The sequence below is a fragment of the Bradyrhizobium sp. STM 3562 genome (assembly GCF_045571435.1).
Lineage (GTDB): Bacteria > Pseudomonadota > Alphaproteobacteria > Rhizobiales > Xanthobacteraceae > Bradyrhizobium.
The window spans coordinates 6455207-6471135 of sequence record NZ_CP120694.1; the positions used below are offsets into that span (position 1 = coordinate 6455207).

The following is a 15929-nucleotide window of genomic DNA, read 5'->3' on the forward strand; positions in this document are numbered from 1 at the left end:
CGCCCCCTGCCTCGCTCGCTGTTTACTTCGCCGGCATCGGCCAGACAGGCTCGGATACGGCCACCTGCGCCGGCGCCACGGTCACGAACTTGCCGCCCAGATACTGCAGCAGCACCGGATCGGCATCGTTGTTCTGGCCCATCTCGTCATATTTCACGCGCTTCCAGGGCATGATGGTGACGTCGCCCGGCATATCGGTCGCCGCCAGCGCTTCCCGGATCTTGTCGCCATCGATGGACTTGGCGCGGTTGATCGCCTCCGCCATCAGGATCAGGCCCATGAACTGGCGCGAAGTGTAGTCGTTGAAGTCCTTGCCGGAGCGCGCCTTGAACATCTCGTTGATGAGGCCGACCATCGGCCGCTTCTCGGCGAGGTCGAGCGAGAAACTGCCCCGCGAGATCACGCCTTCCAGCTTGTCGCCGACGGCATCATATAGCGCCTTTTCGGAGAAGCCGGCATCCTGCGCCATGATGTTCTTCGGCTTGTAGCCGAGTTCGGCCATGGTCTTGACCAGGAGGATGGCATCGGTGGTGTAGCTCGAGGGCATCAGCACGTCGGCGTCCGCCGCCTTGAGCTGCTGTACCTCGGCGGTCAGCGACGGCGAATTGGCGCGATATTTGATGTCGGCCACAATCTTGTAGCCACGTTCGCTCGCCAGCTTGGTCTGCGCGTTGGCGGAATCGGTTCCGAAAATCGTGTCTTCGTGGAACAACGCCAGCGTCTCGATCTTCTGGCCCTTCTTGCGCAGGTCGTCGAAGAAATCGAACATGGCCTTCGAGAACATCTCGTCATGCGGCGAGGCACGGAAATAGAATTTCAGGCCGCGGCGATGCAGGCTCGGCGAGGAATTGTCGGCCGACAGGAACGGAATCTGGTAGCGCTCGCAGGTCTGGCTGACGGTGACCGCAACGGCGCTCTGATATGTGCCGACGATGGCGCAGACCTTCTCCTGCGTGATCAGGCGTTCGGTTTCGGCGCGGCCCTTCTGCGGATCGGCCTGGTGGTCGGCGAACACCAGCTTGACCTTGGCGCCGCCGAGGCCCGGCAATCCCTCGCCCTTGGCGAGCGGCAGCTTGAAATCATAGTCTTTGTTGATGATGTCGGCCGCGGTCTCGAAGGCCTTCTGCGCGTCCACTCCGATCTGGGCGCTGGAGCCGGACAACGGATAGATCACGCCGATCGCAACTTCCGAAGCCTCTGCGCGGGCTGCGATCGGGCCGAGCGCGGCGGCTGCACTGGCCCCAAGCAACAGATTACGGCGGCTGATCTTCATCACTTCATCCCCTGTTTATGCCCCGGTTTTTGCGGCAGCTAAATGTAACGGTTGGCGGCCGCCGTAAAGCCTCAAGTAACGGCAGTCCCCTGCCCATTAGAGCACGGCCAGATGTCTGTTCTGCAAGTCCGTCACCAGCATGAGCCCCGGCGCGTGCGTGATAGCAAACGGCACCTTGGCCGCGGCGATCACCGCTTGCGGCGTGACGCCGCAGGCCCAGAACACCGGAATCTCATCCGCTTCGACCGGCACCGGATCGCCGTAGTCGGGTTTCGCAATGTCCTTGATCCCGATCAGGTGCGGATGGCCGAGGTGAACCGGCGCGCCGTGCACAGACGGAAAGCGCGAGGTGATCTGCACCGCGCGGATCGCATCCGCCGGCTTGTACGGACGCATCGAGACCACCATGGGACCCGCGAACGGCCCGGCGGACGCGCAGGCAATGTTGGTGCGGTACATCGGCACGCGCACATCGCGCTCGATATGCTTGATCGGCAGCCCTTCCGCGAGCAGCGCCTCTTCGAATGAGAAGGAGCAGCCGAGCACGAAGGCGACGAGGTCGTCGCGCCAATGCGCCGTGATGTCGGTCGGCTCCTCGACCACCTCGCCGTCGCGCCAGACGCGGTAGCGCGGTACATCGGTGCGGATGTCGAGATCGGCGCCGAGCGCGGGAATGCGGGGATTGCCGACATCCGACATGCCGATGATCGGGCACGGCTTCGGATTGAGCTGGCAGAAGCGATGAAAGGCAGAAGCGAACTTTTCCGGCAGGATGGCCAGGTTGCCCTGCACGTAGCCGTTGGCGACACCGGCGGTGCTGCCGTCCTTGCCGGCGCGATAGGCGCGTCGTGCTTCGACGCTCGGAAGAATCTTCTCCTCGCCGCGGAATTGCTGCCCTGCCGCAAAAACAGTCATCGGAGCGACCTGCCTAATATCTCGACATGCTCACTCAATCCCAATCGTGGTATAAAGTCTAATCGTTGTTTTTGATCATGATCGATAAATCGAATTTATCAGTCGTGGCAAGCATCTTAGGCGGATTCCGATGCTGGATTTCAGGTCGATCGAGACGTTTCTGTGGGTGGTCAAACTCGGCAGTTTCCGCGGCGCCGCCCAGCGGCTCAACACGACCCAGCCCGCAATTTCCCAACGCATCGCCCAGCTCGAACGCGAAATGGGCGTGAAGCTCTTGAACCGGGACCACCGCGTCGCCTCGCCCACCCCGAGCGGCCGGCAGATGATGGTTTACGCCGAAAAGCTGATCGGGCTGCGCTCGGAAATGCTGGCCGAGGTCGGCGAGCGCACCGCCATGCGCGGCGTGCTCCGGCTCGGTGTCGCCGAGACCATCGTGCACACCTGGCTGCCGCGTCTGATCAAGAGTCTCAACACCGCCTACCCGAACCTGCTCCTGGAAATCGAGGTCGATATCACACCGAACTTAAGCGCACGGCTGCTCAACCAGGAGATCGAGCTGGCTTTCGTGGTGGGACCGCTGTCAGGCTCCGGTGTCCACAATCGCGTCCTCTGCGATTACCCGATCAGCTTTCTTGCCAGCCCTTCGCTCGGGATTGGCAGCGGCCCGATCACGCGGGCGGAGCTCGCGCGATTTCCGCTGATCACCTTCCCGCGGAAGACCCAACCCTATGAAGCCGTGCGCGCGGTGTTCAACCGGCCCGACCTGCCGCCGATCCGGCTGCACGCCAGCACTTCGCTCTCGACCGTGATCCACATGGCGATCGAGGGGCTCGGCATTGCCGTGATTCCGGCGGCGATCGTGGAGAGCGAGCTCGCCGACGGACGGTTGCAATTGCTCAACACCGATCTGAAGATGGAGCGCCTGACCTTCACGGCAAGCTGGCTCGCCTCTCCTGACGTCGTCGCGGTCGAGCGCGTGGCCGATCTCGCCGGCCAGATCGCGCATGCAGGCATGTCGGTTGACGCCGCCCTGGCCCCGAGTCATGTGACGGCTTGAGTGCAATGGCGACTTGGTTGAGATCGCCATCGCACTCAAGATTCTCTTTCAGCATGATCTCTTCGGAAAACCGATCATGCTCTTGAACAACGCCGTTCAGAGGAAAGCAGCATGAGCCGAGCCGCAACCAACCTGCAGATCGATTCCGCCCGCCTGTGGGAAACAATTCACGAAACCGCGAAGTTCGGCGGCACCCCCAAGGGCGGCGTGCGGCGTTTGACGCTCTCGGCCGAAGACAAGCAGGTGCGCGACTGGTTTCGTGGGCATGCGAGGCCGCCGGCCTCGAGGTGAGGATCGACGCGCTCGGCTCGATGTTCGCGCTGCGCAAGGGCCGCGACATGAGCAAACCTCCGGTCGGGCTCGGCTCGCATCTCGATACCCAGCCCACGGGAGGCAAATATGACGGCGTTCTCGGCACATTGGCGGCGCTCGAAGTCGTGCGCACGCTCAACGATGCCGGGATAGAGACGGACGCGCCGATCTGCATCATCAACTGGACCAACGAGGAAGGCTCGCGCTTTGCGCCGGCCATGATGGCGTCGGCCGCTTATGTCGGCGACTTCACGACCGACGATATTCTGTCGCGCAAGGATGCCGAGGGCACCACCGTGGCAGAAGCGCTCGATCGCATCGGCTACCGCGGCGACCTCCCGGTCGGCGGCCAGAAGCTGGGCAGCTTCGTCGAGCTGCATATCGAGCAGGGCCCGATCCTGGAAGCGGAGAACAAAACCATCGGCGTCGTCGATTCCGGTCAGGGGGTGCTGTGGTATGATGGCAAGATCACCGGCTTCGAGAGCCATGCCGGCTCGACGCCGATGCCGCTGCGGCGCGATGCGCTCGCGACGCTATCGGAAATCGTGCTTGCCGTGGAGGCCATCGCGAAAAAGCATGGCCCCAAAGCCGTCGGCACCATCGGCGAGGCGGTAATCGCAAAGCCCTCGCGCAATGTGATCCCGGGCGAGATCGCCTTCACCGCCGACCTGCGCAGCTCGGATGATGCGATCATGAACGCGCTCGACCGCGATTTTCGCGCGGCTGTGGCCGAGATCGCCCAAAAGCGCAAGGTCGAAGTCGGCCTCGAGCTGATCTGGCGCAAGCCGCCGACCCATTTCGACGCGAAGCTCGTCGACGCCGTGGAGCATGCCGCCAATTCGCTCGGCTATTCCAATCGCCGTATCACCTCCGGTGCCGGTCACGACGCTTGCAATCTCAACACCAGGATTCCGACCGCCATGGTGTTCGTGCCGTGCAAGGACGGCATCAGCCACAACGAGCTGGAGGACGCAACGCAGGCCGATTGCGCCGCAGGCGCCAATGTGCTGCTGCACACGGTGCTTGCGCTCAGCGGCGTTGCTTCCTGACCTCAATCATCGAGCAGCGGAGAACCATCGTGCGCGGAGTCTTTGTCGATGCCAACGAATCGCTGGCCGTCATCTTCGAGCGGCTGCAGCAGCCCGGCGATCCCAAGGTGCGGATCAACCGCAACCCCGATTTGACGCCGGACGAATGGCCGCAAGTGCTCGACGGCGCCGAAATCGCCGTGGTCGACCACACGCCGCTGCCAACCGAGATCGCGAGGAAATGCACCGGGCTGAAGCATGTCGTGTTTCTCGGCACCGGGGCGCGCAGCTATATGAATCCGGAAGAGCTCGCCGAGCTCGGCATATCAGTGCATCTGATCAAGGGCTATGGCGACACGGCGGTCGCCGAATGCACCATCGCGCTGATGTGGGCGTCCGCCCGCGTGATCGCGCTGATGGACCGCGAGATGCGCGCAGGCCAATGGCTGCGCGAGGACGGCATGCAGCTCACCGGCAAGACGCTGGGACTGATTGGCTTTGGCGGCATCGCCGCGGAAGTCGCGCGCATCGCGTCCGGCTCCGGCATGCGCGTGACCGCCTGGAACCGGACACCGAAAAGCCATGCAGGCGTCGAGTTCGTTTCGCTGGAGAGATTGCTCGCGGACAGCCACGTGGTCTCGCTGCATCTCTTGCTCAATGACGAGACTCGCGGCTTCCTCTCGCGAGAGCGCATCGCCGCGATGCGGCCGGGTGTCATCCTCATCAACACCGCCCGCGGTGCCCTCGTCGACGAGCCCGCCATGATCGACGCGCTGAAGTCGGGCCATATCCGCCACGCGGGGCTCGACGTCTTCAACATCGAACCGCTGCCGGCGGATCATCCGCTGACAAAACTGCCGAACGTGACGCTCTCAGCCCATTCCGCCTTCCGGACGCCTGAAGCAAGCGAGAACCTTATTGCCGCCGCATGGGAGCATTGCCGGCGGGTCGCGAAGGGATAGCGCGAACGTCACCGTTTCTCTTCCGTCATGCCCGGGCTTGTCCCGGGCATCCACGCCTTCAAACTCGGAGGCCCGTGGATGGCCGGAACAAGCCCGGCCATGACGCAAGCAACGACTTGCCTCCTACTCCATCATCTCCGCGACCGCCTTGCCGCAGGCTGTCGTGTCGGCGTTGCCGCCGAGATCACGGGTGCGCAGCGTGCGTTCGCCGAGCGTGCGCTCGATCGCGGTGACGATCGCTTCACCTGCGGCTTTCTCGCCGAGATGCTCCAGCATCATCGCGCCGGACCAGATCATGCCGATCGGGTTGGCAATGCCCTGGCCCGCAATATCGGGCGCGGAGCCGTGCACCGGCTCGAACACGGAGGGGAAATCGCCTTCCGGATTGATGTTGCCCGACGGCGCAATGCCGATCGTGCCGGTGCAGGCCGGGCCGAGGTCGGAGAGAATGTCGCCAAACAGGTTGGTGCCGACCACGACGTCGAACCAGTCCGGATGCAGCACGAAATTCGCCGTGAGAATGTCGATGTGGTACTTGTCCCACTTCACGGATGGATACCTCTTCGCCATCGCCTCCACGCGCTCGTCCCAATAGGGCATGGTGATGGAGATGCCGTTCGATTTCGTCGCCGCGGTGAGGTGCTTCTTCGGACGCGACTGCGCGAGTTCGAAGCCGAACTTCAGGATCCGATCCACGCCGACCCGCGTCATCACGGTTTCCTGGACCACGAACTCGCGCTCGGTATCCGGGAACATCCGTCCGCCGATCGAGGAATATTCGCCCTCGGTATTCTCGCGCACCACCCAGAAATCGATATCCCCCGGCTTGCGGCCCGCGAGCGGGGACGGCACGCCCGGCATCAGCCGCACGGGGCGCAGATTGACGTATTGATCGAACTCTCGCCTGAACTTGATCAGCGAGCCCCACAAGGAAATGTGATCGGGGATTTTGGCCGGCCAGCCGACCGCGCCGAAATAGATCGCATCATGCTTGCCGATCTTCTCCTTCCAGTCGTCCGGCATCATCTGGCCGTGCTTGGCGTAATAGTCGTAGGAAGCGAAATCGAAATGATCGAACTGCACGGATACGCCGTGCTTTTTCGCCGCCGCCTCCAGCACCCGCAGCCCCTCCGGCATTACCTCCTTGCCGATGCCGTCACCGGGGATGACCGCGATCCGATATTGTTTCCTTGCGCTACTCATCGAGAGTTTCCTTGAGACATATTTGGGCTTGAGCCGGCGAGGCCCTGCGTTGACGCAAATTGCAATGGACCAAACTTGCCCGGCGCGCAACGCTGCAGTGCAATGTTGACCGCTTGATCCGGCCCCGCCTAACGGTTTTGCTGAAGGAATCCCTCCCATTCAGCGAGCAACCCCATGGATCTGCATCTACGCGGCAAGCGCGTCCTGATCACCGGCGCCTCAAAGGGCATTGGAGCTGCGGCGGCCGAAGCCTTTGCCGAAGAAGGCTGTCACCTGCGCCTGGCCGCCCGCAGCGGCGACCAGCTCAAGGCGCTGACGGAGCGCCTGCGTTCGGCGCATCAAATCGACGCCACCGCCCATGCGGTCGATTTGCGCAAACCCGAGGACGTCGCCCGCCTGGCGAAGGATGCGTCCGATATCGACATCCTCGTCAACAATGCCGGCGATATTCCCGGCGGCTCGATCGACAAGATCGACGAGGCGACCTGGCGCCACGCCTGGGAGCTCAAGGTGTTCGGCTATATCAACCTGACGCGTGCGGTCTATGCGCAGATGAAGGCACGTGGCGGCGGCGTCATCGTCAACGATATCGGTGCGGCCGGGGAGAAGTTCGATGCCAACTATATCTGCGGCAGCGCCGGCAATGCCGCGTTGATGGCCTTCACCCGCGCGCTCGGCAGCAAGAGCCTCGCCGACAATATCCGCGTCGTCGGCATCAATCCGGGTCCGGTCGGCACCGACCGACACGTCACGCTGCTCAAGACCCGGGCCAAGAATCAATTCGGCGACGAAAGCCGCTACACCGAGTTCCAGAAAGGCCTGCCGCTCGGCCGCCCCGCACATGCGCGCGAGATCGGCGACCTCATGGCATTTCTGGCATCCGATCGCTCCGGCTATACGTCGGGTGTGATCTTTACGGTCGATGGCGGCATTAGCGCGGGATGGTGAAGTTCTCACCGTCGTTCCGGGACGGTGCTCCGGCCCAGACCTCAGATGCGCGATTGCGCATCGGGGGGCCCCCCGAGATTTCCGGGTTCGATGCTGTCGCATCGCCCCGGAATGACCGAAGTGGTTCACCCCGCCCGCCCGAACAACTGCCTGATCAGCGTCGTCATCCGCCCAGCAGGCGAAATCATCTCGTTCATGATGGTAAAGTGATTGGCGCCGGGGATTTCTTCGTAGGTCAGCGGCAGCCCGCGTCTGGCACGGTAACAGGCAAAATCCGCGGTCTGCTTGCGCAGCAGCGGCAGTTCGCCCGAGCCGACGATCAGCGACAATGGCTTTGCCGGCCCGCTGTCCTGCATCACCGGCGAGTTGCGTCGTGAGGCGGCCTCGTCGAGCCCGAGCTTGGCGTTGAGATAACTGTGGCGGATCGGCTCGAGCTCGTAGATGCCGCTGATGCCGAGCCCTGCCGCGACTTTTGGATGCGACAGCGCCATCGCCGTGAGATGGCCGCCGGCGGACCAGCCGGAGACGACGATGCGGCTGCCGTCGCCACCAAGCGCAGGCAGTTGCGCGCAAAGAGAATCGATCCCGGCATGAATCTCGGCAACGATCTCGTCGAGCGTCGCGTCAGGCGCGAGCGTGTAACCGATCAGCGCCACATTGATGCCGTGCGCCATCGGCCCTTGCGCGACCAGCGTAAAGACTTCCTTTGCCCGCATCTGCCAATAGCCGCCGTGGATGAACAGCAGCGTCGGCGCGCGATCCGCGGCTTTGAGGAAGTCGATCCGATTGCGCTCGCGCGGGCCGTAGCGGAGATCGAGGTAGTCCGGGTGGCGCTTGCGCAGCTCCGTCGAGCGGCGCTCCCAGGTAGCGACGATCTCGCCGCTGTCGGCAACCGCAAGGCTGTTGTTGAGGCCACGGTCGAGCTCGTCCTGGTTCATTTCGCGCCAATCTGGCGCCTCGAGTGGCATCGTCATGCCGAAATCTCCGATACGTGACGCGTTGCCACTCTGCCGCAAAATGTTCTACAGGGCTAGCGGGGTCCGCTTGTGAAGTGCAGAGCGAACGGAGAGATGAAGTGAGCCAGCAGGAATTGATCCGCCAGAGCGCCTGTGACGTCGTCGCGAAGTTGAAGGCGGGTGAGGTAACCCCGCTCGATCTGCTCGACGTCTTGGAGAAGCGGATCTCCGAGGTCGACGGCAAGGTCAACGCGCTGCCGATCCTTTGCTTCGAGCGCGCGCGCGAGCACGCCAAGGCGCTGATGAGAAAGCCGGCCTCCGAGCGCGGCCTGCTCGCGGGCCTTCCGGTGCCGATCAAGGACCTCAGCGACGTCGCGGGCGTGCGCAACACCCAAGGGTCTCCCATCTTCAAGGACCACGTCTCGGCGCGTTCGGACATCCTGGTCGAACGTCTCGAGGACAATGGTGGCGTGGTCTACGCCAAGTCGAACACGCCGGAATTCGGCGCCGGCGCCAACACCTTCAACGAGGTGTTCGGCGCAACCCTCAACCCCTTCGACACGTCACGCTCGGCGGCCGGCTCGTCCGGCGGCGCCGCGGTCGCGCTCGCCACCGGCATGGCCTGGCTGGCGCATGGCTCGGACATGGGCGGCTCGTTGCGCAATCCGGCGAGCTTCTGCGGTATCGTCGGGATGCGGCCGAGCATCGGCCGCGTCGCACACACGCCAAAATTCAAGCTCGACCGCACGCTCGGCGTGCAAGGTCCGATGGCGCGCAATGTCGAGGACCTGGCACTGCTTCTGGACGCGATGAGCGGCGAACACCCGGCCGATCCACTATCGCTGCCCGCGCTTTCGTCATCGTTTCGGTCCGCGGCGCGATCCGGCAAGAAACCAAAGCGCGTGGCGTACTCCCCCGATCTCGGGATTACCCCGGTCGATCCCGAAGTCGCCGCGATCACCCGCAAGGCGGCAGAGCGCTTCACGGAGGCCGGCTGCATCGTCGAGGAAGCTCATCCCGATCTCAGCGAGGCCCATGAATGCTTCCACGTGCTGCGCGCCTTCGATTTTGCGGTCAGCAAGGCCGCGCTCTTGCGCAAGCATCGCGACCTGCTCAAGCCCGAGGTGATCTGGAACATCGAGGAAGGACTGAAACTGACAGTCGAACAGATTCAACGCGCCGAAGCCCAGCGCATCGCGATGACGGCGCGCGCGGTAGAATTCTTCAAGACCTACGATCTGCTGCTGGCGCCGACGACGATCGTCGCGCCGTTCCCGGTGCAAAACCGCTACGTCGCCGAATGCGCCGGGAAGAAGTTCGACAATTACGTGCAGTGGCTCGGGATCGTCTACGCGATCACGCTCGCCTGCTGCCCCGCGCTGTCGCTGCCCTGCGGCTTCACCAATTTGGGCCTGCCGGTCGGCCTGCAGATCGTCGGTCCCCCGCGCGGCGAAGCGCAGGTCCTCGCCGGCGCCAAGGTGCTGGAGGATATTTTGGGCCTACGCGGCACCACGCCGATTGATCCGAGGGAGCCGAGGTAAATAGCCGCCGCTAATGCGCCTTGGTCTTGCGGGTCTCTTGAGACAAACTGCTCAGCCCCTCAACACAGTATCGCGCCGCGCCGTGCCGCCTCGATCGCGGCCGTCAGCGCCAGCTTCGTCTCCGCAACGATATCCTCCACCAGTTCCTCGCGCGTGGTGCCGGCGATCTGGCCGGTCCACAGGCCCTGTTCGGCCAGCGTGATCACGCCGTGCAGCGAGGCCCAGATCTTGAGCGCGTAGCGTTCGCGCAAGAGGCCGACGGCCGGCGCTTCCAATGCTTCAACGAGCAGCGCAAAGGTTTCCCGTCCCGCCGCATGAAGCTCGCTGTCCTTTGCCGAGCAAGCCATCACGCGCGAGGCAAACATCAACCGATAGATGCCGTTGCGGCGCAGGCCGAATTCCAGCGTGGCGCGCGCGAAGCGCGACAGCTTTGAACGTTTCGAGGGCTTGTTGATGATGCCGCGAAGTTCCGCGCTGAATTGGCGAAAGGCTTCCGCCGCGGCTGCCACGAGCAGCGCTTCGCGGTCGGCAAAGTGACGGTAAGGCGCCGGCTGCGACACGCCGAGCCTTTTCGAGAGCGCCTTGAGGCTGACGGCTTCGGGGCCGCTTCTCTCCACCTCCTCCAGCGCGGCCTTGATCAGCGCCTCGCGGAGGTCGCCGTGATGATAAGCGTTGAGCGGCTTGCGCGCGAGCGGCTGCGACATCGCGTTATGGTGATCTCCCGACTATTTGGCTTGACAGGACGAGACCAAGCCGAATGTAATATGCTATAACTTGGCGGTGCAGCACAAGCAGCACGCAGCGCAAATTGCACAAATGTGGCCCGACCACAGGCGCGCGCCGCCGACAAAAACACAATGCGCCCGCACCAATGGCGCGCATCTTCACCGAGGGAACGTTCGAATGTCTGCAAAACTGAAAGTTCACGTCGATCCCGACAAGTGTCAGGGGCACGCCCGCTGCAAAGCGCTGGCGCCCGAATTGTTCGACCTCGACGAATACGGCAACGCGCATGAGCATGGCGACGGTGTGGTGCCGGCGGGCCTCGAGGACAAGGCCTGGCTCGCCAAGGCGAACTGCCCGGAAATCGCGATCGACGTCATCGAGGAGTGACCAGACGCCTCGATGCATCGAGCCAAAGCGAACGCAGGAAGAGGAATCGAAGAAATGTCCGATCTCGCCCAAGCAATGCCCGAAGCCGACCGCGTCCTTCCTGAACATCCGCCCGTGACAGACTGGGTGCACGATTTCGACCACACCGACCCGCGCTGGATCGAAGACCCGTTTCCCATCTGGGACGAGTTGCGCGCGACGTGCCCCGTGGTGCACACCAAGCGCTTTCAGGGGTGCTATCTGCCGACCAGCTATGAGGCGGTGAAACAGATCGCGCACGATACCGAGCACTTCTCCTCGCGCCGCATCATCGTCCGCGACGAGCGGCCCGAGATCCAGAAGAATGCCGCTCCGCCGATCACTTCCGATCCGCCGGAGCACAAGCCCGCCAAGCAATTGTTGCTGCCGCCGTTCACGCCCGATGCGATGAAGAGGCTCGAGCCGCGGGTGCGCGCGATCTGCAACGAATTGATCGACGAGTTCATCGCGGATCGCCGGTGCGATGCCGCGGCGCGTTACACCAAGCACATCCCGGTGCGCGCCATCTGCCATATGCTCGGAATCCCCGAGCGGGACGGCGATCTCTTCGTCAAATGGATCCACATGATCCTCGAACTCGGCATCAAGGACGAGAGCATGCTCAAGCAGGGTGTGCAGGAGATGTCGGCCTATTTCACCGACCGGATCGAGGAGCGCAAGCAGCGTCCGACCGACGACCTGATTTCCACCCTGATGAACGCCAGGGATAAGAATGGCCAGCCGCTCGACGACAGCCATGTCCTGGGCAGCTTGCGGCTGCTGCTGATTGCCGGCATCGACACCACCTGGAGCGCGATCGGCGCCTCACTCTGGCATCTGGCGAAGGCGCCTGCCGACCGCGAGCGGCTGGTGAACGAGCCGGAACTGATGCCGACGGCGGTCGAGGAACTGCTGCGGGCCTATTCGCCCGTGACCATGGCACGCGAGGTGATGAAGGAGACCACGATCGCCGGCTGCCCGGTCAAGCCGGGCAATATGGTGCTGCTGTCGTTCCCGGCGGCCAACCGCGATCCCGCCGTCTTCCCTGATGCCGAGAAGGTCGTGCTCGACCGCAAGAGCAACCCGCATGCTGCCTTCGGGTTGGGCATTCACCGCTGCATCGGCTCCAATCTGGCGCGGATGGAGATGACGGTTGCACTTCAGGAATGGCTGAAGCGCATTCCCGACTTCCGGCTCGACCCGGCCGGCAAGGTGACGTGGTCGGAAGGCACGGTGCGCGGCCCCAGACAGTTGCCGATCCTGTTCGAAAAGGCTACCTGAGGCCCCGAAACCCACCCACAAGACCTTCGGAGGCCCGACAATGACAGATCAGACACTAACCCGGGCCCCCGAAAAACTCGACGTCGCCGACGTCGAGCGCCGGGTTCGTGCGATCTTCATCGGCTCGGCCGGCAACCTCGTCGAGTGGTACGATTTCTACGCCTACACCGCGTTCGCGTTGTACTTCGCGCCGGCGTTCTTTCCCGCCAGCGACCCTGTGGTGCAGCAGCTCAACGCGGCCGTGCTGTTCGCCGCCACCTTCCTGATGCGGCCGCTCGGTGGCTGGCTGTTCGGCTATCTGGCCGACCATTTCGGCCGGCGGCTGTCGCTGACGCTCTCGGTGCTGTGCATGTGCTTCGGCTCGCTCATGATCGCGGTGACGCCGACCTACGCCTCGATTGGCTTTGCCGCGCCGGCGATCCTGGCGCTCGCCCGCGTCATCGAAGGCCTGAGCCTAGGGGGAGAATACGGCGCAAGCGCCACCTACTTGAGCGAGGTCGCCGATGCCAAGCACCGCGGCTTCTATTCCAGCTTCCAATACGTCACCCTGATCGGCGGCCAGCTCACCGCGATCATCGTGCTGCTGTTGCTGCAGAAGGTGTTCCTCACGCCGGAGCAGCTCAAGGCCTGGGGTTGGCGCATCCCCTTCGTCATCGGCGCGTTGCTTGCGATCTTCACCGCGGTGATGCGGCGCAACCTGCATGAGACCGAGGCGTTCATCGAAGCCAAGAAGGCCGTCAAACCGAGGGGCTCGCTCCGCGACCTCTTCCGCTATCCGCGCGAGCTGTTGCTCGTCATCGGCCTGACGGCCGGCGGCACCGCGGCGTTCTACACCTTCACCACCTATATGCAGACCTTTGTAAAACTGTCGGTCGGGCTCACCGAGGATCAAACCACCATCGTGATCTTCGGCACGCTGGTGTTCGCGACGCTCTTGCAGCCGACCTATGGCGCGCTATCGGACAAGATCGGCCGCAAGCCGCTCCTGGTGTTCTTCGGCATCGTCGGCACGCTTGCGACCGTTCCGATCCTGATGACGCTGAAGGAGACCAAGTCGCCTTTCATCGCGTTCCTCCTGATCTGCGCGGCCTGGATCTTCGTCGCGGGCTACACCTCGATCAACGCCATTGTGAAAGCCGAATTGTTCCCCACCAATGTGCGCGCGCTCGGGGTTGGGCTACCTTACGCCATTACGGTGTCGATGTTCGGCGGCACCGCGCCGGCGATTGCGCTCTACTTCAAAAGCATCGGACACGAGACCTGGTTCTACTATTATCTGAGCGGCATCATCTTCCTGTCGCTGCTGATCTACTCAACGATGCGCGACACCAAGCACGAATCGGCAATGCACCGGCACGAATAGCGGAGGTCGCACGAAATGGCCGATGAGAACGAGCCCCCCGAGAGCAAGCTGACCCGCACCAAGCAGCGCTGGGCGCAGGAGGGGCGCTTCCTCACTGGCAAGGTCAGTCGCCCCGAGGAACAGCGCCTGCCGCCCGGGCAGCATTTGACCCGGGATTGGCCGGTGCTCGATCTCGGGCTGACGCCGGAGATTTCGCGTGAGCGCTGGCGGCTCGACGTCTACGGTGCGGTCGAGCAGCCGGTCTTCTGGGATTTCGCCCAGTACATGGCGCAGCAGCAGAGGCAATTCACCTCCGATATTCACTGTGTCACGACCTGGTCGCGTTACGATAACCAATGGGAAGGGCTCGCGACGCAAGACCTGCTCACGGCCTGCCAGCCCCGCGAGGACGCGCGCTTCGTCGTGCTGCACTCCTACGACGGCTACACCACCAATCTGGCACTGGAGGATTTCGCCGCCGACGACGCGCTGCTCGCGCATAGCTGGTCAGGCCAGCCGCTCACGGCCGAGCATGGCGGCCCGGTGCGGCTGGTGGTGCCGCATCTCTATTTCTGGAAGAGCGCGAAATGGCTACAAGCGATCGAATTTCTCGACAAGGACGCGCCGGGCTATTGGGAAGTGCGCGGCTATCATAACCGCGGCGACCCCTGGGCCGAGCAACGCTATTCCGGCGATTGAGGACCTGCTCCTCTCCACGTTGCAGAGACCATCATGGAGGCCGAACGATGCCGACTGAACGCTTCCAGTTTTTGGGCGAAGGCGGCCACCAGCTCGCGGCTACGCTCGACCTGCCCGATCGTGCGCCCATCGCCTACGCGCTGTTCGCCCATTGCTTCACCTGCGGCAAGGACGTGCTCGCGGCCAAGCGGATCGCGGTGGCGCTTGCCGCCAAGGGCATCGCCGTGCTGCGGTTCGACTTCACCGGACTCGGGTCCAGCGAGGGCGATTTCGCCAATTCCACCTTCTCTTCCAATGTCGCCGATCTCGTGCACGCCGCCGATCATTTGCGCGAAACGCGGAAAGCGCCGGCGATCCTGATCGGCCATAGCCTGGGCGGCGCCGCCATCCTGGCCGCCGCGGAAAGGATTCCGGAGGCGCTCGCCGTGATCACCATCGCTGCGCCCTCCGATCCGAACCATGTCACCGGTCTGTTCGAGGATCGTCTCGAGGACATCAGGGCAAACGGCCGGACCGAAGTCTCTCTCGCCGGCCGCCCCTTCCCCATCACGCGCGAATTCCTCGACGACGTCGCCGAGCATGAACTGATGCGGCACATCGCCCATCTGCGCAAGGCGCTCCTGGTCATGCATGCGCCGACGGACGACACCGTCGGGATCGAGAATGCCACGCGCATCTTTCTCGCGGCCAAGCATCCCAAGAGCTTCGTCTCGCTTGACGATGCCGATCATCTGCTGACCAACCGGCGCGATGCGACCTACGTCGCCGATGTCATCGCCGCCTGGGCGAGCCGCTATCTCGAGCCCGCCGGTCCCGCGGCGACCTTGAACCTCGGCGAGACGCCGCGCCACGTCGTGGTGCGCGAAACGCGCGAGAGCAAATTCCAGCAGACCATCGCCGTCGGGCCGCATCGATTGCTTGCCGACGAGCCGATCGCGGCGGGCGGCGAGGACTCAGGACCAGGGCCGTACGACTTCCTGCTGGCGGCGCTCGGGGCCTGCACCTCCATGACCATGCGGCTTTATGCCGAACGCAAGGCGCTGCCGCTCGACCGCGTCACCGTGACGCTTGCCCACAGCAAGATTCACGCGGAGGACTGCGCCGAGTGCGAGACCAAGATCGGCCTGCTCGACCAGATCGAGCGGGTGATCGGCATCGAAGGCGCGCTCGATAGCGAGCAGCGCAAGCGACTGATGGAGATCGCGGACAAGTGCCCGGTGCACCGCACGCTGACGTCCGAGGTCCGCATCCTGACCAGGCCCGCCGATTGACGAAGAGCCG

The 15929-nt window shown here is 63.7% G+C and carries 14 protein-coding genes and 1 pseudogene; 10 read left to right on the forward strand and 5 right to left on the reverse strand.

All coding sequences use genetic code 11. The features are described from left to right. Positions 1-22: 22 nt before the first annotated feature. Positions 23-1273 carry an ABC transporter substrate-binding protein gene (locus tag P6U23_RS29740; RefSeq protein ID WP_407175947.1) on the reverse strand — a complete coding sequence of 417 codons (1251 nt, stop codon included), beginning with the start codon at positions 1271-1273 and terminating at the stop codon, positions 23-25. Between the two features lie 96 nt (positions 1274-1369). Then, the gene (locus P6U23_RS29745) at positions 1370-2188 is read right to left on the reverse strand and encodes a putative hydro-lyase (RefSeq protein ID WP_407175948.1); all 819 of its coding nucleotides are present in this window, start codon (positions 2186-2188) and stop codon (positions 1370-1372) included. A gap of 130 nt (positions 2189-2318) precedes the next feature. Here P6U23_RS29745 and P6U23_RS29750 point away from each other — a divergent pair, with 130 nt between their 5' ends. The 3 genes and pseudogenes from P6U23_RS29750 (at position 2319) to P6U23_RS29760 (ending at position 5547) form a co-directional block, all read left to right on the forward strand. Further along, the gene (locus P6U23_RS29750; protein WP_407175949.1) at positions 2319-3245 is read left to right on the forward strand and encodes a LysR family transcriptional regulator; all 927 of its coding nucleotides are present in this window, start codon (positions 2319-2321) and stop codon (positions 3243-3245) included. A 111-nt stretch (positions 3246-3356) separates the two neighbouring features. Beyond that, positions 3357-4606: pseudogene (locus P6U23_RS29755) on the forward strand (Zn-dependent hydrolase). 29 nt (positions 4607-4635) lie between these two features. Continuing rightward, complete coding sequence (locus tag P6U23_RS29760; protein ID WP_407175950.1) at positions 4636-5547, forward strand: NAD(P)-dependent oxidoreductase; 912 nt, start codon at positions 4636-4638, stop codon at positions 5545-5547. Between the two features lie 123 nt (positions 5548-5670). On the opposite strand, the gene P6U23_RS29765 is transcribed toward P6U23_RS29760, so the two are convergent. After that, positions 5671-6750 carry a tartrate dehydrogenase gene (locus P6U23_RS29765; protein WP_407175951.1) on the reverse strand — a complete coding sequence of 360 codons (1080 nt, stop codon included), beginning with the start codon at positions 6748-6750 and terminating at the stop codon, positions 5671-5673. A 174-nt stretch (positions 6751-6924) separates the two neighbouring features. On the opposite strand from P6U23_RS29765, the gene P6U23_RS29770 reads away from it, so the two are divergent. After that, entirely contained in the window at positions 6925-7698 is a 774-nt protein-coding gene (locus tag P6U23_RS29770) for an SDR family oxidoreductase (protein WP_407175952.1), read from the forward strand. Between the two features lie 125 nt (positions 7699-7823). On the opposite strand, the gene P6U23_RS29775 is transcribed toward P6U23_RS29770, so the two are convergent. After that, positions 7824-8672 (reverse strand): alpha/beta hydrolase, encoded by an 849-nt coding sequence (locus P6U23_RS29775; RefSeq protein ID WP_407175953.1) that lies wholly within the window; start codon positions 8670-8672, stop codon positions 7824-7826. A gap of 101 nt (positions 8673-8773) precedes the next feature. On the opposite strand from P6U23_RS29775, the gene P6U23_RS29780 reads away from it, so the two are divergent. Then, the gene (locus P6U23_RS29780; RefSeq protein WP_407175954.1) at positions 8774-10195 is read left to right on the forward strand and encodes an amidase; all 1422 of its coding nucleotides are present in this window, start codon (positions 8774-8776) and stop codon (positions 10193-10195) included. 59 nt (positions 10196-10254) lie between these two features. On the opposite strand, the gene P6U23_RS29785 is transcribed toward P6U23_RS29780, so the two are convergent. Further along, positions 10255-10899, reverse strand: coding sequence for a TetR/AcrR family transcriptional regulator (locus P6U23_RS29785; RefSeq protein WP_407175955.1), 645 nt, complete (start codon positions 10897-10899; stop codon positions 10255-10257). Between the two features lie 199 nt (positions 10900-11098). On the opposite strand from P6U23_RS29785, the gene P6U23_RS29790 reads away from it, so the two are divergent. Genes P6U23_RS29790 through P6U23_RS29810 form a run of 5 tightly spaced genes read left to right on the forward strand, consistent with a single transcriptional unit; the run spans position 11099 to position 15919 of the window. After that, complete coding sequence (locus tag P6U23_RS29790; protein ID WP_407175956.1) at positions 11099-11308, forward strand: ferredoxin; 210 nt, start codon at positions 11099-11101, stop codon at positions 11306-11308. 54 nt (positions 11309-11362) lie between these two features. Next, positions 11363-12607, forward strand: coding sequence for a cytochrome P450 (locus P6U23_RS29795; protein WP_407175957.1), 1245 nt, complete (start codon positions 11363-11365; stop codon positions 12605-12607). A 40-nt stretch (positions 12608-12647) separates the two neighbouring features. Next, positions 12648-13970 carry an MFS transporter gene (locus tag P6U23_RS29800; RefSeq protein ID WP_407175958.1) on the forward strand — a complete coding sequence of 441 codons (1323 nt, stop codon included), beginning with the start codon at positions 12648-12650 and terminating at the stop codon, positions 13968-13970. Positions 13971-13985: 15 nt separating this feature from the next. After that, positions 13986-14648 (forward strand): sulfite oxidase-like oxidoreductase, encoded by a 663-nt coding sequence (locus P6U23_RS29805; protein WP_407175959.1) that lies wholly within the window; start codon positions 13986-13988, stop codon positions 14646-14648. A gap of 47 nt (positions 14649-14695) precedes the next feature. Beyond that, the gene (locus P6U23_RS29810) at positions 14696-15919 is read left to right on the forward strand and encodes an alpha/beta fold hydrolase (RefSeq protein WP_407175960.1); all 1224 of its coding nucleotides are present in this window, start codon (positions 14696-14698) and stop codon (positions 15917-15919) included. Positions 15920-15929: the final 10 nt, after the last annotated feature.